The organism is uncultured Helicobacter sp. (assembly GCF_937906905.1).
Classification (GTDB): Bacteria; Campylobacterota; Campylobacteria; order Campylobacterales; family Helicobacteraceae; genus Helicobacter_B.
The window spans coordinates 37995-59950 of the sequence record NZ_CALERY010000021.1; the positions used below are offsets into that span (position 1 = coordinate 37995).

At 43.7% G+C, this 21956-nt stretch carries 24 protein-coding genes and 1 pseudogene; 15 read left to right on the forward strand and 10 right to left on the reverse strand.

Going from position 1 to position 21956, the window contains the following annotated elements; all coding sequences use genetic code 11:
* The first annotated feature begins 13 nt into the window (after positions 1-13).
* The 12 genes from atpA to lolA all read left to right on the forward strand — a co-directional run bounded on the left by atpA (position 14) and on the right by lolA (position 9964).
* Positions 14-1525 carry a F0F1 ATP synthase subunit alpha gene (gene atpA / locus Q0171_RS04955; protein ID WP_299327358.1) on the forward strand — a complete coding sequence of 504 codons (1512 nt, stop codon included), beginning with the start codon at positions 14-16 and terminating at the stop codon, positions 1523-1525.
* A 19-nt stretch (positions 1526-1544) separates the two neighbouring features.
* Positions 1545-2453 carry an ATP synthase F1 subunit gamma gene (gene atpG, locus Q0171_RS04960; protein ID WP_299327361.1) on the forward strand — a complete coding sequence of 303 codons (909 nt, stop codon included), beginning with the start codon at positions 1545-1547 and terminating at the stop codon, positions 2451-2453.
* Positions 2454-2475: 22 nt separating this feature from the next.
* On the forward strand, positions 2476-3873 hold the full coding sequence (atpD, locus tag Q0171_RS04965) for a F0F1 ATP synthase subunit beta (protein WP_299327363.1): 1398 nt from the start codon (positions 2476-2478) through the stop codon (positions 3871-3873).
* A gap of 71 nt (positions 3874-3944) precedes the next feature.
* Entirely contained in the window at positions 3945-4334 is a 390-nt protein-coding gene (atpC, locus tag Q0171_RS04970) for an ATP synthase F1 subunit epsilon (protein WP_299327365.1), read from the forward strand.
* A 12-nt stretch (positions 4335-4346) separates the two neighbouring features.
* On the forward strand, positions 4347-4901 hold the full coding sequence (locus tag Q0171_RS04975) for a MotA/TolQ/ExbB proton channel family protein (protein WP_299327367.1): 555 nt from the start codon (positions 4347-4349) through the stop codon (positions 4899-4901).
* An 8-nt stretch (positions 4902-4909) separates the two neighbouring features.
* Positions 4910-5311: a biopolymer transporter ExbD gene (locus Q0171_RS04980; RefSeq protein ID WP_299327369.1), complete on the forward strand. Its 402-nt coding sequence runs from the start codon at positions 4910-4912 to the stop codon at positions 5309-5311.
* Positions 5312-5459: 148 nt separating this feature from the next.
* Positions 5460-6014, forward strand: a complete 555-nt coding sequence (locus Q0171_RS04985) for a TonB C-terminal domain-containing protein (RefSeq protein ID WP_299327371.1) — start codon at positions 5460-5462, stop codon at positions 6012-6014.
* A gap of 14 nt (positions 6015-6028) precedes the next feature.
* On the forward strand, positions 6029-7285 hold the full coding sequence (tolB, locus tag Q0171_RS04990) for a Tol-Pal system protein TolB (protein WP_299327373.1): 1257 nt from the start codon (positions 6029-6031) through the stop codon (positions 7283-7285).
* A gap of 82 nt (positions 7286-7367) precedes the next feature.
* Entirely contained in the window at positions 7368-7862 is a 495-nt protein-coding gene (locus Q0171_RS04995; protein ID WP_299327375.1) for an OmpA family protein, read from the forward strand.
* A 60-nt stretch (positions 7863-7922) separates the two neighbouring features.
* A complete protein-coding gene (locus Q0171_RS05000) occupies positions 7923-8855 on the forward strand; it encodes a tetratricopeptide repeat protein (protein ID WP_299327377.1) in 933 nt (310 codons plus the stop codon).
* A 2-nt stretch (positions 8856-8857) separates the two neighbouring features.
* The gene (locus Q0171_RS05005; protein ID WP_299327379.1) at positions 8858-9424 is read left to right on the forward strand and encodes a peptidylprolyl isomerase; all 567 of its coding nucleotides are present in this window, start codon (positions 8858-8860) and stop codon (positions 9422-9424) included.
* Positions 9425-9466: 42 nt separating this feature from the next.
* Positions 9467-9964, forward strand: coding sequence for a LolA-like outer membrane lipoprotein chaperone (gene lolA, locus Q0171_RS05010; RefSeq protein WP_299327381.1), 498 nt, complete (start codon positions 9467-9469; stop codon positions 9962-9964).
* A 170-nt stretch (positions 9965-10134) separates the two neighbouring features.
* On the opposite strand, the gene Q0171_RS05015 is transcribed toward lolA, so the two are convergent.
* The 7 genes and pseudogenes from Q0171_RS05015 to secG all read right to left on the reverse strand — a co-directional run.
* Positions 10135-10332 (reverse strand): hypothetical protein, encoded by a 198-nt coding sequence (locus tag Q0171_RS05015; protein ID WP_299327383.1) that lies wholly within the window; start codon positions 10330-10332, stop codon positions 10135-10137.
* Between the two features lie 17 nt (positions 10333-10349).
* Positions 10350-10955, reverse strand: a complete 606-nt coding sequence (locus Q0171_RS05020; protein WP_299327385.1) for a hypothetical protein — start codon at positions 10953-10955, stop codon at positions 10350-10352.
* A gap of 5 nt (positions 10956-10960) precedes the next feature.
* Positions 10961-11602, reverse strand: a complete 642-nt coding sequence (locus tag Q0171_RS05025; protein WP_299327387.1) for a hypothetical protein — start codon at positions 11600-11602, stop codon at positions 10961-10963.
* Positions 11603-11658: 56 nt separating this feature from the next.
* On the reverse strand, positions 11659-12252 hold the full coding sequence (locus tag Q0171_RS05030) for an RDD family protein (protein ID WP_299327388.1): 594 nt from the start codon (positions 12250-12252) through the stop codon (positions 11659-11661).
* A gap of 10 nt (positions 12253-12262) precedes the next feature.
* Entirely contained in the window at positions 12263-12910 is a 648-nt protein-coding gene (gene pyrE, locus Q0171_RS05035; RefSeq protein ID WP_299327390.1) for an orotate phosphoribosyltransferase, read from the reverse strand.
* On the reverse strand, positions 12910-13467 hold the full coding sequence (frr, locus tag Q0171_RS05040) for a ribosome recycling factor (RefSeq protein ID WP_299327392.1): 558 nt from the start codon (positions 13465-13467) through the stop codon (positions 12910-12912). Before frr ends, pyrE begins: the two co-directional genes overlap by 1 nt.
* A gap of 120 nt (positions 13468-13587) precedes the next feature.
* Positions 13588-13851, reverse strand: a pseudogene (secG, locus tag Q0171_RS05045) (preprotein translocase subunit SecG); the annotation flags it as partial.
* Positions 13852-14134: 283 nt separating this feature from the next.
* On the opposite strand from secG, the gene Q0171_RS05050 reads away from it, so the two are divergent.
* The 3 genes from Q0171_RS05050 (at position 14135) to Q0171_RS05060 (ending at position 18732) form a co-directional block, all read left to right on the forward strand.
* Positions 14135-15736, forward strand: a complete 1602-nt coding sequence (locus Q0171_RS05050; RefSeq protein WP_299327396.1) for a hypothetical protein — start codon at positions 14135-14137, stop codon at positions 15734-15736.
* A gap of 63 nt (positions 15737-15799) precedes the next feature.
* On the forward strand, positions 15800-17002 hold the full coding sequence (locus tag Q0171_RS05055; RefSeq protein WP_299327398.1) for a hypothetical protein: 1203 nt from the start codon (positions 15800-15802) through the stop codon (positions 17000-17002).
* Between the two features lie 227 nt (positions 17003-17229).
* Positions 17230-18732, forward strand: coding sequence for a mannose-1-phosphate guanylyltransferase/mannose-6-phosphate isomerase (locus Q0171_RS05060; RefSeq protein WP_299327400.1), 1503 nt, complete (start codon positions 17230-17232; stop codon positions 18730-18732).
* A 72-nt stretch (positions 18733-18804) separates the two neighbouring features.
* On the opposite strand, the gene thrB is transcribed toward Q0171_RS05060, so the two are convergent.
* From thrB to Q0171_RS05075, 3 genes are read right to left on the reverse strand one after another with little or no spacing between them, the layout of a single operon-like run.
* Positions 18805-19719: a homoserine kinase gene (gene thrB / locus Q0171_RS05065; RefSeq protein WP_299327402.1), complete on the reverse strand. Its 915-nt coding sequence runs from the start codon at positions 19717-19719 to the stop codon at positions 18805-18807.
* A 31-nt stretch (positions 19720-19750) separates the two neighbouring features.
* Complete coding sequence (locus Q0171_RS05070) at positions 19751-20656, reverse strand: DMT family transporter (RefSeq protein WP_299327474.1); 906 nt, start codon at positions 20654-20656, stop codon at positions 19751-19753.
* Positions 20657-20697: 41 nt separating this feature from the next.
* On the reverse strand, positions 20698-21945 hold the full coding sequence (locus Q0171_RS05075; protein WP_299327404.1) for a TolC family protein: 1248 nt from the start codon (positions 21943-21945) through the stop codon (positions 20698-20700).
* Positions 21946-21956: the final 11 nt, after the last annotated feature.

The following is a 21956-nucleotide window of genomic DNA, read 5'->3' on the forward strand; positions in this document are numbered from 1 at the left end:
AAGGAGTATGCAAGTGGTAAAAAAACTGAAGTCAGAGGAAATAAGTTCAATCATCAAAGACAAAATCAATAGCTTTGATGTTAGTGTTGATATAGCTGAAACTGGTAGGGTCATAGGCTATGCGGATGGTGTGGCAAAGGTGTATGGACTCAAAAATGTTATGTCTTATGAGATGGTGGAGTTTGAGACGGGTGATGTTGGGCTAGCTTCAAACTTGGAAGAAGGTAATGTTGGTGTTGTTATCCTTGGGAATGGTAGCAGCATTCGAGAGGGCATGTCTGTAAAGCGTCTTAAGCGTCTTATGAAAGTTCCGGTTGGCGATGGGGTTGTTGGTCGGGTTATCAATACTATTGGTGAGCCAATTGATGGGAAAGGCGCCATCGAAGCGAGTGAATTTCGTTTCGTAGAGCAAAAGGCTCCTGGTATCATGGATAGAAAGTCAGTTCATGAACCGTTGCAAACAGGAATAAAGGCAATCGACGCACTTGTTCCGATTGGTAGAGGACAAAGGGAGTTGATTATTGGCGATAGGCAGACAGGTAAGACTACTGTCGCAATAGATACGATTATTAACCAAAAGGGACAAGATGTTATTTGTATTTATGTGGCAATAGGACAAAAGGAATCCACTGTTGCACAAGTGGTAAGAAAGCTTGAAGAGCATGGTGCGATGGAATACACTGTTATTGTCAATGCGCCAGCATCCTCATCCGCTGCCATGCAGTATCTTGCTCCCTATACAGGTGTAACTATTGGCGAGTATTTTAGAGACAATGCACGCCATGCTCTTATTATCTACGATGATTTGAGCAAACATGCTGTTGCTTATCGGGAGATGAGTTTGATCCTGCGCAGACCTCCTGGTCGCGAAGCATTCCCTGGAGATGTTTTTTATATCCACTCTAGGCTTCTTGAGCGTGCAGCGAAATTATCTGATGAGAAGGGTGCTGGATCTTTGACGGCATTGCCAATTATTGAGACACAGGCTGGAGATATTTCAGCATATATTCCTACAAATGTAATTTCCATTACCGATGGACAGATATTTTTGGAAACAAACTTATTTAATTCGGGTGTGCGTCCAGCGATCAATGTAGGGCTGTCTGTTTCTCGTGTAGGTGGAGCTGCACAAATTAAGGCGACAAAACAAGTTGCTGGGACATTGCGCCTTGATCTTGCGCAATACCGAGAACTTCAGGCGTTCTCGCAATTTGCCTCCGATTTAGATGAGACAAGTCGCAAGCAACTGGAAAGAGGTCAAAGGATGGTAGAAGTATTGAAGCAATCTCCCTATTCACCTTTGGCAATCGAGAAGCAAGTCCTTATTGTCTTTGCTGGGGCAAAAGGATTCTTGGACGATCTTCCTGTGAATCGTGTTGTAGATTTTGAGAATGATCTATACCCATTCATAGAGGCGAAGTATCCTAAAATTTTTGAAGAGATTCGCAATAAAAAAGCCTTAGATAAGGATTTGGAAGCAGTTGCGATAAAGGCTCTTGAAGAGTATAAGCTTAGTTTCAGCTAAATAGAGTTGGAGTAGGGTGATGGGAAATAACCTAAAAGAGATTAAGACGAAGATTGAGAGCGTAAAAAATACACAAAAAACTACGCGTGCAATGAAGTTAGTCTCTACATCGAAGCTAAAAAAAGCTGAAGAGATGGCAAGACGATCGCGTGTCTATGCCGACAAGCTTAATAGTATCTTTGAAGATATTGTTTCAAAGGTTCAGGTGCGTGGGCTCGATAACATCAACAGTGATTTTTTTGTCGATGTGAAGCACAAAGAAATTAAAAAAGTGGATATTATCTTTGTAACTGCTGACAAGGGGCTGTGTGGAGGGTTTAATGCTGCGACAATTAAAGAGGTTTTGCGGCTTGTTGCAGAATTTAAATCTCAAGGAATTAAAGTGAGGTTGCGTGGTGTAGGGAAAAAAGGCATCGCGTATTTTACATTTAATGAAATTGAGATAATGGATAAGATTGTTGGGCTAAGTTCTACGCCTGACTATGAGAAGTCTAGCGACTTTATTCAAAAGGTTGCCCAGGATTATTTGGATGGACTGACTGATGAGGTTATTTTGGTGCATAATGGGTTTAAGAATAAGCTTTCTCAAGAAATGAAAACCAAGAGCATCTTGCCTTTGGGGCTACATACGGCAGATGAGATCGAGAATGTGCAAGCGGCAAAATCTAGCGTCAATATTGAACCTGATGATGAGGAGGATATGGTGTTGGATCAATTGGCTCGAAAGTATATTGAGTATAATATGTATTATGCGCTTATTGACTCTTTGGCAGCCGAGCATAGTGCGAGAATGCAGGCTATGGATGCTGCCACCAAAAATGCTGGTGAACTTGTGCGGGATTTGACGATTTCCTACAATAAGGCGCGGCAGGAATCTATCACAACAGAGCTTGTGGAGATTAATGCTGGTGTCGAAGCAATGAAGTAAATTTGACTAAAGGAGTATGAGTATGGAAGGAAAGATTATTCAGGTAATGGGTCCAGTGGTGGATGTGGATTTTGATTCATATCTTCCTTCAATCAATGAGGCACTTGATGTTGCTTATGATTTTGATGGAGAGAAAAAAAGTTTGGTCTTAGAAGTTGCAGCACACCTTGGAGACAATCGTGTGCGAACTATAGCGATGGATATGACTGAGGGTTTGACACGCGGGCAGGTCGCGGTGGCGCGTGGCAAAATGATAGAGGTGCCAGTTGGTGAGCAGGTTCTTGGTAGAATTTTCAATGTCGTGGGTGATGTGGTTGATGGTGGAGAGCCTGTTGAAACAGAGCTAAAATGGAGCATTCATAGGGAAGCGCCAAAATTTGAGAATCAAAGCACGAAAACCGAGATGTTTGAGACGGGAATCAAAGTCGTAGATTTGCTTGCTCCTTACTCTAAAGGCGGTAAAGTTGGTTTGTTTGGTGGGGCTGGTGTTGGAAAAACTGTTGTCATCATGGAGCTTATTCATAATGTTGCTTATAAACATAGTGGGTATTCCGTGTTTGCGGGTGTTGGAGAAAGAACTCGCGAGGGTAATGACTTGTATCACGAGATGAAAGAAGGGGGTGTGCTAGATAAGGTTGCCTTGTGCTATGGGCAGATGAATGAACCACCAGGGGCAAGAAATAGAATCGCTTTTACAGGGCTTACCATGGCTGAATATTTTCGTGATGAGAAAGGGCTTGATGTGTTGATGTTTATAGATAACATCTTCCGTTATGCCCAATCTGGTGCAGAGATGTCAGCACTTCTGGGGAGAATCCCTTCGGCAGTCGGGTATCAGCCTACGCTAGCAAGTGAAATGGGCAGATTGCAGGAGCGCATTACTTCAACAAAGAAAGGTTCAATTACTTCTGTGCAGGCTGTGTATGTCCCGGCAGATGACTTGACCGACCCAGCTCCTGCATCTGTATTCTCACACCTTGATGCGACTACTGTTTTGAATAGGAAAATTGCCGAGAAGGGAATCTATCCGGCGGTTGATCCGCTAGATTCTACTTCGCGGATCCTTGACCCACAAATTGTGGGTGATGATCACTACAGAGTTGCTACTGGTATTCAGCAAATCTTGCAAAAATATAAAGACCTGCAAGACATTATTGCGATTCTTGGTATGGACGAGCTCTCTGAAGAAGATAAAAAAACCGTCGAGAGGGCAAGAAAAATTGAGAAGTTTTTATCTCAACCATTCTTTGTCGCAGAAGTCTTTACTGGGAGTCCGGGCAAATATGTTACGCTAGAAGAAACGCTTGAGGGCTTTAAAGGTATTTTGGATGGGAAATATGACCATATCCCAGAAAATGCCTTTTATATGGTTGGCAATATCCAAGAGGCGATAGAAAAAGCAGAGAAAATGAATAAGTAGCTCATTGGAGTGTGGCGCAAAGCACAAGGCTAAATATAAGCAAAACGAACAAATAAGATTAGGTATGGTGCATGGAAAAACTAGCAGTAAGTATTGTTACCCCTTATGGAGAGATTTTTTCTGGTGCTGTTGATAGCATCACTATGCCCGGTGTAGATGGTGAATTTGGTGTTCTCTATGGACATTCAAATCTCTTGTCTCTGTTGAAAGCCGGTGTAATCGAGATATTACAGGGGCATTCGCGTGATTTGGTAGCTATTGATTGGGGTTACGCCGAGATTACTTCATCTAGGGTGGATATCGTTGCAAATGGTGCTGTGGCTATTGGCGGTCAGAGCGAAAGCGGTGTCTCAGAAGCTATTGCGCAGGCAAAGGTATTGCTCGAGGAAGCTTCAAATGATAAGGTGGCTATTTATTCTGTTGTCTCAAGAATTGAGCAGGCAGCAAAAAGTCGTTTATAGAAGTCATTTGTAATGGGTGCTATTTTTCAGTTTTTTGATGAATCTAATTTTGTTACAATCATCACGCTGTGCTGGTTGTCTTTATATTGTTTTCTTACACTTTGGATTTTTTTCTACAAATATCTCGCCATTTCTAAAATGGTCAAAGATGAGCGTGAGTCTCTGGAATCTATCTTGAAGGGCGAACAGAAGTTTCCTAGAGGGGCGATTTTTCTGAGCGTGGATTATAATGTGGGCTCTGGGATATTTTCGCTTTGGAAGAATGAGACGCTCAAGCAAGCTACCGGCGGGCTTTCATTTTTGAGTATTATCGCATCCACTTCCCCGTTTATTGGGTTGTTTGGCACGGTGGTGGAGGTTCTTGATGCGTTTGGTCGGCTCGGCAATACCGGGCAAGTGTCGTTTGATATTATTGCCCCTGTGATTTCTAAAGCACTTGTTGCTACTGCTGCTGGGATTTTAACCGCGATTCCAGCATATACGTTTTTCATGATTTTAAAGCGCAGGGTATATGATCTTGGTATCTATGTCCAAATGCAGATTGATTATCTCACCTCCGCAAAGTAGGTATCTGTATGGATGAGCAGTATCTTTGGGAGGATAAGCCAGAGTTAAATATTACCCCGCTTGTGGATATTATGCTTGTGCTGTTAGCTATTCTTATGGTTACTACTCCTACGATTGTGTATCAGGAGGATATTACCCTGCCTAAAGGTAGCAAGTCTGTGAAAAAAGTTCAGGATAATATGCTTGAAGTGCGTATTGATAAACATAAAAAAATTTACATCAAAAATACCACCTATGACTATAAAATTTTCCCCGATAGCTTCAATCTCCTAGCAAAGCAGTATAGTAAGAAAGATACATCGGTATTTATTCGCGCAGACAAAGATTTGAGCTATGAGTCTGTTGTATATATCTTAAAAAGTATCAAAGAAGCTGGATTTACTAAAGTTTCTCTGGTGACCAATGGGTGAGCGGAGGCAATCGCTATTAGTCTGGAGTGGCATATATGCGTTTTTGTCATATTGCCTTGTGTTGTTGTTTTTGATTTTTGAACTCTCTTCTGTTTTTACGAAAAAATACGCTCCAAGAGCCGACACGATCCTTGAGCGGTCCATATCTGTGGATTTGAGTGTATTTGAGCCACAGGATTCCAGTAAGCAAGATTCTGGCACACATCTTGAGGGTATGGGGGTGAGGGATATTTTCTCCACTATCCCAGATACCACCACTACAGCAAAAGAGCAGGGGGATAATCGTAGCCAAAATGCCAAAAACACAAAAAATAAAAAGGATCGAGATAGACTAAAATCAATCCAAGACAGCCTTAATAAATTAAATTCCAATCTTAATGCTATAGAGAACAAGGCTTTGAATGTCCAGTCTCAAAGCATTTCTCCAGAATTTGCTGATGGTGAGTATAATGAATGGTTTGGTAAAATCTATGATATAATCTACCAAAAATGGCAGGCCAAATACTATCAGGACGCAGAGGTTACGGCATTGCTTCGTATAACAAACACAGGTGCTTTTCATTATCGCATCACTCGCCTTTCGAGGTATGAAGACTACAATCAAAATATCATAGCGCTTTTGGAATCGCTAAAGGGTGAAAGTTTCCCTCCATACCCCAAAGGTAAAATGATAGAGATAGAAGTAAATTTTAGACTAGACTAAGATAAGGAGCTGGTATGAAGAGGATTCTATGGGTTATGTTGTGTTCTATGGGTTTGTTGTTTGGAGCAGATGCGACAATTGATATTATTAAATCTACTAACCGCACGCCAAAGATCGAGGTAGGCTACATTGCAGGCGGGGATTCTGTGCTGGCTAAGAGAATCTATAAGGTCTTATTGGGAGATCTTAATGTCTCTGGGCATTTTGAGCCGATCGATGGCAATGTGTATAGCAAAAATACTATAGATTTTAGCGCCTACCAAAGTAAAAAAATTGATCTTGTTGGTATTGTGCAAGTTGTGAAAGAAAATAAGATTCTTAAGGCTTCGCTACTTGTCTATGATAATAATGCCTCGACGCTGCAGATCAATAAAACATATCAAATTACTGATAGTGCGCTTTATCCATTTATTGCACACAAAATGGCTGTGGAGATTAATGCCTATATCAAAGCTCCTACAATTGAATGGATGAATCGTTATGTAGTATTTTCTCAATACACAAGCTCTGGACTTGCGGATATCGTCCTAAGCGACTATACTTTGACATACAGGCAGCCTATTATCACAGGTGGGCTAAATATATTCCCCAAATGGGCGGATTCTACGCAAAAAGAAATTTATTATACTAAATATCTCACACGCCCAACGATTGTGAGGCACAATATCTACACGGGGAAATCGGAACATATTGTCGATAGTGATGGAATGGCGGCTGTTTCAGACATAAGTAAGGATGGAAAAAAGCTTCTCATCACCCTGGCGCCTAAGCACCAGTCAGATATTTATTTGTTTGATGTCTCAAGCAAAACATTCTCGCAGCTCACAAAATATTCTGGTATCGATGTATCGGGGTATTTTATAGATAAAGAGCGCTCTATGGTGTTTGTCTCTGATCGTTCTGGCTATGCCAACATCTACGCCAAGAAGCTTGATCTCGAAGCCCCAGCAGAACAGGTGGTCTATCATGGGCGTAATAACAACTCTATCTCTGCACATGGCGATTATGTAGCCTATTCAAGTCGCGAGAGCGATAATGAGTTTGGTGCAAACACCTTTAATATCTATCTCATTTCTATGAGAACGGATTATATTCGCCGCTTAACTGCCATTGGGAACAACCAGATGCCTAGATTCTCTAAAGACGGGGGGAGTGTGATGTTTTTGAAGCATACTTCTGGGCAGACGGCATTGGGTGTGATTCGTCTTGATCATAATAAAAGCTATCTCTTTCCGCTAAGCAAGGCTAATATCCAGTCTTTTGACTGGTAGTGTGTGGAAAGTCGGTAAAAAGCAGAGAAAAATCATAAAACTTTGGTATAATCCAACTATATACTCACATAAGGAGCTTCAAATGAAAAATGTGGTGATTTTTGGTGCAATTGCAGCGCTTTTTGTTTTCACGGGATGTCCAAAGGAAAAGGTGAATGTTGTGGGGGGTGGTGATGAGACAATCCAAACACAAGCCCCAGAATCCGGTGATCCTATCTCTACACCTTTGCCAGCCGAGTCCGCTACTGATTTGCTAGGCAGTGTGTATTTTGATTTTGATAAATTTGTCATCCGTCCTGATATGCAAGGTGCTGTCGATGAAATTGCCGAGAAAGTTAAGGAGCAATCTGCACAAATCGTCATAGAAGGCAATACCGATGAGTTTGGGACAGATGAATATAACTATGCACTTGGGACAAAGCGTGCTATTGCCGTGCGTGATGCGCTTGTTGTTAAAGGTGCAAACAAAGATAATATTCGAGTTATTAGTTTTGGCGAAAGTAAGCCGGTATGTATGGATAAAACAAAAGAATGTTATCAAGAAAACCGCAGATCGGATGTTAAAGCATCAAAGTAACAAGAGCAAAGCATAGTGAATCATATTTGCATTATCGCTTGCTTTTTGCTTGGCTTAGTTGTGTCGCTTGCAGCTGAGCCTTCTGCATTTGAGCTCCAAAGTGGCGCCACAAAAAAAGAGCTCAAGAATCTCCAGACTACAAACAAAAATCTTGAAAATCTAGCAATTGATTATAGTGCAAGAATCCAAGTGCTTGAACAATCCAAAGATGGGCTACAAAGCGTGCTTGATGGACAGGCATTGCGTATCAAATCACTGCTGGATACTGTAGGTCGGCAAGAGACAAAAATCCAAGCTCTCCAATCAAGCTTAGATTATCAAAATGAAACAATAAAGCAGCAGCAGGCAACCATAGAGAATCTCCAAAAGTCCATAGGACAGAATGCTGCTTTAATTGAGCAGATTGATAGTAAGCTTAAGGATTTAGCAAAGCTTAATGAGGATATTTTGGGGATTAGCTCCGCTATGGATTCCGGCGCAAAGGGTGGTTCTGGTGCGCCTGGCTTATCAAGCACTTCTAGTGAGACAAAGCCAAGTCCCTCCAAAATAGATTCTCCCAAAAAAACCGATAAGCAGCAAGCCTCTGGCAAAACTAATAGTGCAGATAGGTCGTTTAAAGAGCTTAGTAATAAAGAGATTCTTGATGAGGCTAGGAAGCTCTATCGGGAGAAAAATCTTGCAGAATCGAAAAAGCGCTATGAATGGCTTGTGAAAAATAATTACAAAGCCGCCTCATCACTCTATATGATTGGCGAGATCGAATATCAGCGCAGCAAGTTTCAAGAAGCGATAGGCTACTATAAAAAAAGCGCTTCCCTAGATGACAAAGCCAGCTATATGCCTATTCTCCTATGGCATACAGCCTGGGCTTTTAGGTATTCTAAAGATATGGATAATTACAATAAATTCTTGGATTCTTTGATTCGACTATATCCAGAATCTGAGCAAGGCAAAAAAGCCAAAGACTTACGCAAATCAAAAACTAAAGGATAAACATGAGTTCTACAGAAGCAAAACAGGTTGTTGCAATCATGTATGAAGTTAAGGAGGCTGATACTAAGGAGGTGATTGATAGCAACCTAGCAGCTAAGCCACTAGAGTTTTTACTCGGTGCTGGTCAGGTGATAAGCGGGCTTGAGCAGGCAGTTGCTGGTGCAAAAGTGGGAGATAAGTTGAACCTCTCCATAAACCCAGAAGATGCCTATGGTGTGTATCAGCAGGATTTTATCCAGGAGGTGCCTAGAGATCAATTTGATGGGATTGTGCTAGAAAAGGGTATGACATTGTTTGGGCAAGCCGAAGATGGACAGACCGTGCAAGTTATTGTAAAGGATTTTAGCGATAGTAGCGTAATGATCGATTATAATCACCCACTTGCTGGGAAGACATTGCTTTTTGATGTGGAGATCGTGGATATTCGTGAAGCTACGCCAGATGAGGTGCTACGCGGTATGGCAGGGGGCGGTTGCTGTGGTGGCGGATCTTGTGATAGCGAGCATGGGCATGATCATGGTGGAGGTGGTTGCTGTGGCGGTGGTGGCGAGTCCTGTGGCTGCCACTAGGCTTTGAAGACTTGCGCGGAGCTTTGATTGTTACGAGTGTTATTGGTTGCTAGCTTTTGCTATATTTGTTCCTATGGTCTTGGCGAGCATATTACGACGCTGCAGGCTTCTTTTACTCAATATACAAAAAGTCAGGGCAATACACTTGTGTATGGTGGCAAGCTATATGTAAAGTCCCCCGCTAGAGCAAAATGGATCTATGAGAAGCCTACGCAAAAAGAAATCTATATCAATGAGGGGAAAGCTGTCGTGTATGAACCACTGCTCGAGCAAGCTAGCATGGGACATGCGAAGATCGATTTTCTTAAAATTTTGCGACAGGCTACCAGGCAGCCAGATGGCACATACACCACAGAATTTGAAAATATCCGCTATACATTGCTTTTAGAAAAAGATTTGCCCAAAAAACTTGCATTTGTAGATGAGTTTGATAATGTCGTGGAAATTATATTCTCAAAAGTGCAGATCAATACCCCGATTAACGAGAGTGAGTTCGTCTTCACTGCGCCTGCAGGTGTTGATATAATTGAAAGCTTCTAGGGCTTTGGGCGTCTTTTCTGGAATTTAAGCTGCACCAATTTCTAGAAGTCCGTGCAAAATTTGGTGTAGAATCTAGCTAGATTCTGTTGGCGCAAAATTGGCAAAACTCACAGCTAGATTGCGGTGGTGCGGCATAATCAAAGCAAGTAGATTCTGCTTCCTGCTGACAATTACTTGAAGCTTCCATCAGCACTTAGGCAACGCGTCTTGCATTCGCTATTATTGCAGATTGTTTTGCATTCAGTAGCTTTAAAGTTTCCTTGCATGTGGGGCTTTTTTGCGCATGCACTAAGCCCCACAAGTCCAATCGCCCAAACTAGCGCATAAACGATTATATTTGTCATGCCACTCCCAAATATTTTTTTCATATTACTTTCCTTTTGTTCTAGTTGTCTTCCATTTCTTTTGGGACTTTTGGTTCTTGATATTGATGTAGCGATACAACAACCCCGTTACTCATGTTTTTAAACAACACGCCCTCACTTGTGCGCCGATAGTAGATGATTTCGCCATTTTTTTGAAATCGCTGCACCAATGTCCCATCTTTCTCGATAACCTTACCTACTCCGCCAAAAATATCACGCCCAAAGAAGATATCATCAAACAAATCGCCATAGCTTACTTTGCCGAAGAACTCTTTCGCAGCGGGCCACTTGCGCACGCAGTCTTTGAGCAAGCAAATCTTGCGCTTGCGCACTTCAAGTGTGCCCAGAGACTTTCCGGCAGCAAAAAGATCGATGAAAATCTCTTGCTTTTTATTCACAGCAAGCGTTACATACTCATAGTAGCGAAATGTTTTTGCATTGATGTATAAGATACGCTTCCCACTCTCTTTCTTGGGAGCATTTTCTTGTTTTTGTTTGTCGTATTCTGTGCGAGCGTCCTTGCTCACAGGCTTATCGACGAACAAATCTAGTGCAGCAAAATTGGCGCACCCACTTATAGCAAGAACAAGCGCACTAGCACACAGAGCTCTGGTGTATTTAAACACGTCGCCTATCGCCCACCAAGTGCGCGATACCAAATGCGACCATCGAGTTTTAGCTCCATGGTTACTTGGCATAGTCCGGCTTTGCAATCGACATTTACCACATCTGCGCCACGCACGAGGGCTTGGACTTTAGATTTTACCGTTGAGCTAGTGATTGCCATGTTTTCCACTGTGTCTTGACCATTGAGTTTTACACCATACATTTTTTCACCCAGAAGTTTATAGGCATCAATCATTGCTGCTCGCTTGGCAAGCGCGGTGGATTGTGCTGGGGAGATAGAATTTTGTGGCGCGACACCAGTGCCTGTAACTTGTAGCTCAATAATATTGCTTGGTGTTAGGTTGGGGTTGTTTTGAATGATTGGCTCGCTTCCACGAGATGGTGCGCCCATGTCAGCTTGGTCATCATCAATCATTGGATTATTTCCAATGATTGGGCTTGGAAGCGGATTGGCGAGTGGTGGATTCATCATGGGGGGATTGACTCCATTTATGCCAAACCCAGGATTTTCAATCCCCGTAGGTTGGAAATCTGCGCTTGGCGGTGTGAGCCCAACACTCTCTTGTGTCCCCATGCAGGCTGCTAGGCTGAGTGCTGCGACAGCGGCGATTGATACTGCCCTAAAATTCTGTGTGAGATTCGTCATCAAACATCCTTTTTTCGAAAGTTGGTAATATCCAAGCAAATGGTGTGCCAATTTTATTATTCTGGCTTTTTGGGTGTTGTTGGCGCTTCGATAATCCTTGTCCTAAGCCACAAATCATGCAGGCATTGATGGGATTTGCGATGATGGCTGCCTACAAATGGCGCAATGAATCCAACCATTATGGCACAAGAAAATGCCCATGCAAACTCCCGCAAAAGTGCTTGCCAGAATCCTATTGTAGATGTTTTGGATTCTGGGTTTGCTGAAGTATCCGCAGAATCTACGGATTCTGCGCGATCTGCGCGCACGATCCGTAGCTCTACATAGCGTAGCCCCGGTGTCTGCCCACTTTTTGCGATAAATATCGCACTAATGCATGCATACGCAAGAAAGCAGGCAAAGATGATGGGCTGATTGCTGCGAAACTCCTGCGCACCACCTACGATGACATAAGCAAGATAGACGATAGGCGTATAAATCATAAATATATCTACCAGCAGGGCTTTTAGCCTGCGCTTGAGATAGAGTTCGTGTGCGATTTGTAGGAGTGTAGATTTTGCCTGGTGTTTATTTATTTGCTTGGATTGGCTGGGGGTATTTTGGGATTTGAGAGATTTCTTAATCTCGCGAAATCTGGGAGCAGAGTCCATTTTCCGCTCCTTAGCTATTGCCCCTAGATCCGGGCTTTGTAGCTTTGCTATGGTTTTGGGCGCAGAGCGGGCATTCTTCTGGTGCATACATTTCAAACTCGAAATCCCCTAGCGCAAAGAGTGGAAGTGAATCGGGTAGGCGACACTCGGGTTTTTTTTGCTTGGGGTTTGCGCCGGATACTCTGCTTTCAAAATCCATGCGCACACAAAATCCGCGATTAGCAAGCCCAGCGTATGCCACAACCTTTGCGCCTAAAAATTCCACACAGCGTGCGGATTCTAACGCAGATCCACCTGTGGTGATGATGTCTTCACATACAATTACGCGTTCGCCAGATTCTATATTAAACCCACGTCGAAGTTGCATTTGTCCATCGACTCGCTCTGTGAAAATAAAGCGCACGCCAAGAGATCGTGCAAGCTCATAACCCGCGAGAATCCCACCAAGAGCCGGAGAGCAAATCGTATCAGCTTGTATGCCAGCAGCCTTGATCTGTGCTGCTAGCGCATCGCCTAGCTGGCTAGCGATTTGTGGATTTTCAAGCACTTTGGCGGATTGGAGATAGTGGGTGGAGTGATTGCCACTGCTTAGGAGAAAATGCCCCTCCAAGAGCGCGTGTGCTTCTTTATAGATGTTTTCTAGCTGTGATTTATTCATTAGATTTTCATGACCTCTTCTTCTTTGTGGCGCACCATTTCATCGATTTTTTTGACAAACTCATCGGTGAGCTTTTGCACATCATCTTGGGCTTTTTTGCTTACATCTTCGGTGATTTGCTTGTCTTTTTCAAGTTTTTTGATGTGATTATTGCCATCTTGGCGGATATTGCGCACAGCGACTTTGGCTTTTTCGCCCATAGCCTTTGCTTCCTTGGCTATGTCTTTGCGCTGTTCTTGGGTCATCGGGGGAAAAAAGAGCTTGATGCACTCGCTATCGACATTTGGATTAACCCCAATGTTTGCCTCTTGGATTGCCTTTTCTATATCTTTTAGCAGCGATTTTTCCCACGGCGTGATGATAATCGTGCTTGCATCTTGGGCAATGACAGAGCCTACTTGATTGAGCGGGGTAGGGGTGTCGTAGTAGTTTATGCGGATATTATCAAGGATACTTGTAGAGACTTTGCCGCTGCGAAGCGTGCTAAAATCTCGGCGTAGAGATTCTAGGGATTTTTCCATATGGGACTTGGTGCCAGAGAGGATTTCTTGTGTCATATGAGCTCCTTATGTGTTCCTTGTGGCGGTTTAGGGCTGTGGCTTGGAGAGTGGATTCTGGGCTTCTGGTTCTAGCGGTGCACCAAGTGGGGTGTCGAGCGGCGTATTTAATGGGGTGGTTTTCTCTGTTTTGACATTGTCAAAGACGCTTTTTTGCTGCTGGGTGTTGAGCTGGTAGCCTAGGAAAATTGTGTTAGCCAGGAACAGCGTCGCAAGTGCGATTGTAAGTTTTGTTAAAAATCCTGCTGGTCCTTTTGCGCCAAAGAGTGATTCATTGCTTCCACTATATGCACCAAGCCCTAGCGAGCTAGACTTCTGCAGCAACACGACGCCCGTGATAGCGATAGCCAAAATAATCTCAATGGTGATAAAAAGCACACTCATAGTAACTCCTATTGATTCAACCTTGCTTTAGTGTAAGGGCGCAATTCTACCACAAATTACGCAAGTTAAGACAAATTAAGCAATATCTAAAACAAACATTTATTATAATCGCAGCTTTGCTTTTTCAGCATTCACACACAAATCATTCGAAAGGATAGTTAATGTCAAATCCCGCTGCATTTCGTGTAAAAGGGGGGGGGGGGGGGCAAAGAATCTAGATTCTAGCTCGTCTTCTGTCGCTACTTTTGTATTTTTCGCTTTTTTATGCTGCTATGCGTTTATCGTGTTTTACGATAGTGCTTTTGCTATCATCGATGACCACACGCTTACAAAGTATCTCCTTATAGGGCAAAATATCCCGCTAGCGCATTTTATTATCCCAGAAATTGGCAGATTTTTTCCACTAGATGGACAGGATCTCAATGTCTTAAGCGCGATTTTTGGTACTTCTGCTTCTGTTTTCTATGGGTTTAATGCCCTTTGTGTGCTGCTTGTGGGATTGTGCCTTAGCTATGCTATCGCCACACTGCTGCCCATCATCGCCCCATCTACCAAAAATCCTAAAACAACTGCCTATATATTGACTGCATTGCTTTTGCTGACCCCAGCATTTTGTGGCTCGTGGTTTCGGCTTTTTGTGCCTGAGAGAATGGAGCTTGTGTTTTTAAGCATTATGCTTGCAAGCTACGCATTTGTCGCAAACAATAGGGGCGCATTAAGTATGATTGTGCTTATTATAGGTGCGCTTAGTGCGATGATTGCTTGCTTTTATAAAGAAACTTGCTTCATCTTAATTGGCGGCTTTGCATTTATGCACCTATTGCTAACTTGGATCAATCAACGCTATGACTCTAGCCAAAAGCCCAATGGCAAGCTACTCGCATTTGATGTTCTGCTACTATGCGCTTGTGTAGTGTGGGTGCTTGCTTACTATATCTTTGTCATCGCGCAGAAAACCACTAGCGGCAGATATGGCGACACACTGCATAATCCGCTTATCGTATTTGGGAAAAATCTTTTCACTTATATTATGAATGAGCCGTTTTTGTTCGTGCTTGTGCCGCTGATATTTTTCTATCGTGTGTTTGTGGTTATGCGCACTTATAGAGCAAGCCCTAAAAGCTTGCCATTTATGCCAATACTGGATTCTAGTCTTTGTGCTGCTATGGCGTTTATGGGGGCGTATTTGGTGCTTAATATCTCTTCTAGCGCACATTATCCGCTTCCGGGCTATATCTTTGGGCTGGTGGCATTGAGTGCTACCCCTGCTTTGCTTGGCGTTATGGGTAGTATTATGCGTAAAGTTACTATGGTGGTGGTTGTGTTTTGCGCAGGTATTTTTGTAAGCAACTCGCTTTTTTACTCCGTTTTTACTATCAATCATTATAAAGCCACTGGGCAAAATCTCCAATCTACTCTAGCGTTTTTTTCTAGCCAAAACAAGCCTGCTACGATAATGCTTGAAGGCGTAGATTGCTCATTGATAGAAAAAAGCGAGATATGCTATAGCTTTGAAAAATGGCTTGAATACTCTGGCGTGGAGGCAAGTATTGTCCCTGATAGGGATCTCTACAATCCTTTGCGCAAAAGCCTAGAATCCACTTTTGAAAAAGTGGATTCTAGGGTGGCACACAATGCACCACAGCCGCAATATCTAATCCTAACACCCTTTAGTAGCAATCCTATAAATAGCGATTATATTGCAAAACTGGATTCTAGCTATAAGCGCGTATATCACGCAGATCATTGGTGGAATCTAGGCTTTGTGGGGATAAAGACATTGATGAAATACGCGCTTGTAAAAGACTCGAGCAATCTTGTCTTTTCTGGCAATATTTGGAATCTACCTGGGCATTTTTATATCTATGCGTTGCCGCAGAAGTAGCGCTGAATTGGTTTAAGAAAACTTTAGCTATAATCCGCGCTTATTTTAACAAAAAGGACTTCAATGAAAACTTTCGTAGGCTTTAAGAGCGTGGCGCTTAGCTCGCTACTAGCTTTTAGTGCTGCAAATGCAGTGGATATCAATGTAAGCACCTATGGCAAGCTTGGTGCGCTGGGGCAGATTGACTTTAGCGGCAGCAGCAAGCATTTTGCCGGTGTGCTAGCAAATGCTGGGGCAGATTTCTCGCTGACAAATGGATTCCGCTGGGGGCTTGGCGCAATTGGTGCTTGGACACCTTATGATAGCGATAGCAAGGCGCAGCCTTATGCGAGTGCTGGCGATGCGTCAGAAGCCTACATTGGGTATAAAAACCGCTTGATTTCTTTCTATGCCGGGCGGTTTAAAAATGACTTTATGAAGTTTGATTGGCTCCAGGGCAATGTGCAAGGGCTCTCACTGCGCTTTAGCACCTATGAAGATAAAATGGTATATTGGTTTACTTATGCCAACTCTTATCTCTACAATGGCAAACAATACAATAGTCTCCAAGGCAACAGAATCGCAAGCGATCTCTCCAGCTTAACTGCCTATATGTCTGGCACGACGAAAAACAGCAGTTTTGGTCAAGGCGAGCTTGTCGCTGGGGGCGTGGATTTTAGCTATAAAGGCTTTTTGCTTAAGCCATTTGTGCTTTTTAACAGCGGTGCAGGCATAAGCGACAATCTGCTTCTCCAAGGGGGTATCAAAGCTGGGTATAAATTTGATTTTAAAGGTTTAGAGGGCACAACGATTCTCCATGGTATGTTCCAATACTGGGATCGCCCAAAAGACTCTATCTCTGGGCTTGTTTGGGGGGATCAGTCATTCCGCTATAAGAAGCAGTTCCTCTTTGGTGCGGGGATTGTTGGCGTGCTAGGTGGTGCTGGTAGCCATATTTATGCGATGAGTGATTCTTCTAAATTCTATGGTAGAAGTTTTGCAGGCTCAAATGCTCCTGGAGGCAATTTAGCTCCATATTTCGCTAATGGCTCATTCTATGGCTATGTGTTTGGCGGTGTCGATATGAAGTGGATGAGGCTTGATGGTATGGCGGCATTTGGGACATACCAAGAATACTCCATCATGTCTAGTTTCCATGTGTGGCAGCATAAGGGCATGGGGCTAGATCTCGGTGGTGGCTATGCGTATATCAAAAACAATATCACAGGCAGTAGCTCAAACTTCAACGCAAATGCGCTTCGTGTGTTTGCGAAATTCTCCTACTAGGGTTTAGATTCTAGCTTCTGCTGGAATCTAAACCCCCAGAATCTAGTGTAAATTGGATTCTGGGGGTTTGGTCTTTTCTCGGTCATTTGTGTCTTTCTGTATTATCCATGTTTTACCTGCGTTTATGCTCTCTGTGTTATAATCTGCGCATTTTGCATTGTATTTGTGCATGCTATAAGTTTCATAAGTGATGATAAACATACATGATTTAAGTCTAAGGAGTGGTTATGGTGGTGAGTATTTTGTGTGGTGGGTCAGGGACGAGACTTTTCCCGCTTTCTCGGGAGCTTTTGCCAAAGCAGTTTGCGCAGATTCTGCCTAAAGAGTCTCCAAAATCCGCAACACTTATGCAACCTCGTATCGCCCATACTCCAAACCCCCAGACTAATGGCACTTCTGCCAAATCTCCGCACTCACTTTTTCAAGAGACACTCTTGCGTAATCTCGCTGCTCTCCGTGAGCTAAACCAGAATCCAAAGCTGCAAGTCATCACTAATGAGGCACTTTTCTTCCTCGCCAAAGATCAAGCCCAGGATATTGGCGTGGAGATAGAGCATTTTATCCTAGAATCCTGTGGGAAAAACACTGCCCCAGCTCTAGCTATCGCCGCTCTACACGCGCGCAAGCATTATGGAGATGATGAGATTATCTTAGCGCTTCCAAGTGATCATCTCATCGCTCCTGAGCACTATGCAAGCTCCATAGAGCAAGCAATCGCACATGCCAAAAATAACCAGCTTGTAACTTTTGGCATAGCACCCACAAGCCCTCACACGGGCTATGGCTATATCCGCGTGGAGCAGGGTAGTGGGCGAGTGCTAGGCTTCTATGAGAAGCCAGAATCCAGCAAAGCACGCGAGTATGTGGATTCTGGAGAATATTTTTGGAATAGTGGAATGTTTTGCTTCAAGGCTAGCACGCTGCTTGAGGGGCTTAGAGAGCACGCTAGTGGGATTTATTTGCTTTGCGAAGAGATTTTTGCCAAAAGTCAAAGCACTAGCATAGATGGCGAGGAATGTGTGCGGCTAGATCGCACACTAAGCGAAAAATTGAGCGATGAGAGTATCGACTATGCGCTCATGGAGAAAGCGCAAAATATCGCCTGTGTGGCAAGCCAGATACACTGGAGCGATGTAGGGAGCTTTGAATCCTTGCGTGAAGAATACCCCAAAGATGCGCAAAATAACGCGACAAACACGCATTTCATCGCCAAAAATAGCAAGGATAATTTTGTTCTCTCATCGCGCCCGGTCGTGGGCGTGGGGATTAGTGATATGATTGTCATAGATAGTGATGACTGCTTGCTTATTAGCAAAGCGGGTGAATCTGCTGGGATAAAAGAGCTTCTCCCGCTATTGCGTGAAACCTACCCGGAGCTTACACGCACACACCGCACGACATATCGCCCGTGGGGGAGCTACACAATCCTCCTAGAATCTAGTTTTTATAAAATCAAGCAGATCATCGTCAAGCCAAAATCTCGCCTAAGCTTGCAGAAGCATTTTCACCGCAATGAGCATTGGATTATTGTCAATGGCAGCGCGATTGTGCAAATTGGCGAGAGTGAAGTGTTTTTGCAGACCAATCAATCTACTTATATCCCTATGGGGCAGCCCCATAGGCTGGAAAATCCGGGCAAAATCCCACTTGTGCTTATCGAGGTGCAAATGGGCGAATACCTTGGTGAAGATGATATTGTGCGCCTAGCCGATGACTACCAGCGTAGCTAGATTCTAGGCATAGGCACGCGCTTTGCTCGTGTTGGAGTGCGTTTGCCGGTAAAGTGGTGAAAACCTGGCTCTTTAGAGCTTTTCATCAGTAATGATAAGCCCATCATTATCAAGTCGCATGGGCACGACTCGAAATCGGTAGAATCGCTCCTGTAGGCTTTGGAGCAGATGGCTCATGTCATCTGCTAGGCAGAGATTGAAAAAGCTACTGCCACTTCCAGAGAGTGTGCTCATGAGTGCGCCATTTTCCAGTGCGCATTTTTGCACGCTAAAGAGGATTGGATACTGGCGCATACGGCGTTCTTGGTGAAGTTTATCCCGGCTAGCTAGAGCAAGCATATCCCATTTTTCTTGCATGATTGCTGCGCAGAGTATGCTAGTGTGCGACATGTTAAAAACTACTTCGTGGCTGGAATATTTTTTAGGCAGGGTTTGGCGGGAGTATTTTGTGGAGGTTGAGCGATTGGGGATAACCATGACGGCGCGTAGGTAGGAGGGCATGGCATGCTTGATGTAGATCACTTTCCCAGAATCTGCCCCAGTGCCAAGCATAGACATAGTAAATCCCCCAACCGCCGCTGGGGTGATATTATCAGGGTGGGGTTCATAGGCAAGTGCTTGACGCAGAATCTCGTTTCTATCTATCGGGCGATTGGCAAGCTTATATGCAGCAGTAATTGCCCCTACAATCACCGCCGAGCTACTGCCCATACCACGCGACACAGGGATTTTGTTGCAGAATCTAAAATGAAAATGCCCATTTCTCGCTTCATCTTCTGCGTCTATGGATTCTAGTGTCTTGCGGAATATTTTGACAAACATATTATCTGCAAGGAAGCGCTGCACGCCTTGTCCCTCGCCCAGGATTTCGACACTTGTCTCTTTGGCTCTTGCGATATGAAATTCATTGCGAAAATCTAGGCTAAGCCCTAGGACATCAAGCCCGGGTCCTAGGTTTGCGCTTGTGGCTGGCACGCTCAGTAGCATGTATATCCTTTTTCAATAATTATAGCAGAGCTTATGATTTGCGATAGACCAAAATCAGTCCCCCAAAGACAATCGCGCCAATACCAAGCAGCGTAAGGAGGCTTGGCAACCCGTCAAAAAAGCTCCCAATCAGCAGTGAAAACACCACATCAAGGTAGCTCACTCCTGCGACTATACCTGCCTTTTTCGCTACGCCATAGCTTTTGGTAACATGGATTTGGTAGAGTGTGCCAAGCGCACCCATGATAGCGATAAACACCCATGCTTTCATGCTTGGCATGACAAAGGGTGCGATGAAAAAGTCTAGATTCTCTGGGGCATAAAATGCTCCTACAATCATCGAGCATAGTGGCAAAATCGTGCCAATGGCAATGAAAGAAAATGCAATATACTCGGTAGGGTAGAAATGCCGTAGCTGGCGCACGCTCACAAGTGCAAGTGCAGCGAAAAATCCGCTAATCACACCTAATATAGCGTTCTTGGTATCCATTTGTGAGATTTGCGCGCCAAAGGGCTGGGAGATACACAGCACCCCTGCAAATGCGATAATAATCCCAAGCCAGCCTTTAATGCCAATATTTTCTTTGAAGACAAAAAATGCGATGAGTGTGATGAAAATAGGCGAGATTTTTTGAAAGGCAAACGCCCCGCCAAGTGAGATATGCGAGATATTGTAGAAAAACAAATACAACGAGATCGTCCCTACAAGACCACGGAAAATGAGCAGGAAAAAATGCCCGCCCTCTTTGTGGATTTTGACTTTACTAAGCAAATAGAGCATGAAAATCGTGCCAACCCCATTGCGAAAAAACATAATTTCAATGCTTGGCAACCCTTCTTGACTAAGGACTTTCGCGCAAAGCCCGATGAATGCGAATTCTAAACAGGCTAGCACCATAAAATATACGCCAAGATTGTGTTTGATGATTGCAGTCATTTGCCCTCGATTATGCGGTGTGCCAGAATCCCACACCGCTTTCACGGATTTGCTAGGCGCTCGATTCTGGATTGAATGCTTACGATATTATAGCGCGCTTGGTTGATGTTTGTCTGCATAGATGTGAGCAGGAGCTGGGCGTTGATGAGCTCGGTATAGGTGGAGAGATTTTGTAAATAGCGGTTATTGGTGATTTTGTAGTTTTCTTTTGCTTTATCGAGTGAATCTTGTGAAATACGAAGCTGTGATATCGCCGTGGCATAATCGCGTAGCAAACCATCAAGCTGAAGCGAGAGATTGCGCTCATATTGGGTGAGATTATGCGTGAGTGCAAATACATCATGTTTTTTGACTTGATAGACAAAGCTATCGCGCAAGCCATTGAAGAGATTGAATGTCAAATTAAGCCGCACTTGAGATTGCAGACCATAGTAGCTATTTGCTGCGCCCATGCCATCGACATACCAGTGTTTCACGCCTGTGAGATCAAGCTGGGGGAGGAATTGGGCTTTGGCGGTTTTGAAGGCGATTTGCGCAGATTGCACTTGGGATTTGGTGATGAGGTAGTCGGGATTGCGTGCGAGAATCTGGGATATAAGTGTTTGCTTTTGATATTCGTGCAGTTGGACGCTTTGGATCTCCTCTACTTGCTCTAGCGTTATGGATTCTCCCAAGAGATTGCCTAGCTCATTAAGCGCATAGGCGAGATTCATTTTTGCACTCTCTAGCGAGATATTGGCATTTGCAAGCTGGAGCTGCATGGTTAGCACTTCGTTTTTCGCTCGAAGACCTTGCTGGTAAAAGGAATCTGCTTTTTTCAGCTGCTCGCCAAGCAAGCGGACAGATTCTTGTGCGGTATTGAGTAGGGCTTTACTCTGGAGGATTTTGATATATGCTAGGCGCGTATTGAGCACGACATCAGCTTTAGCACTATGAAGTAGGAGATTTTGGCGCTTTAGATTCTGGCTGGATTCTTTGGTGGTGAGATAGTCTTTAAATCCGCGAAATAGATTGAGACTCGCACTAAGGTTGATGTCATTTAGCATATAGCTGGGCGAGAGACTAGGGGCATTGAAACTATACATGTAAGTGCTACCAACAACTGGCAAAAAATTGGCATAGGTGGAGTATTTGTTATAGGTGGCAGCAGAGATATAGCTTTTTTGGCTTTGGATTTTGGCGGAGTATTGTAGGGCTTTGTCGATAGCTTCTTGCATGGAGAGCGCGCTAAGCGAGAGCGCACTGGCAATGAGTATGGATATAATAAAAAATATTTGCAATGGTTTCATCATTCTGCCTA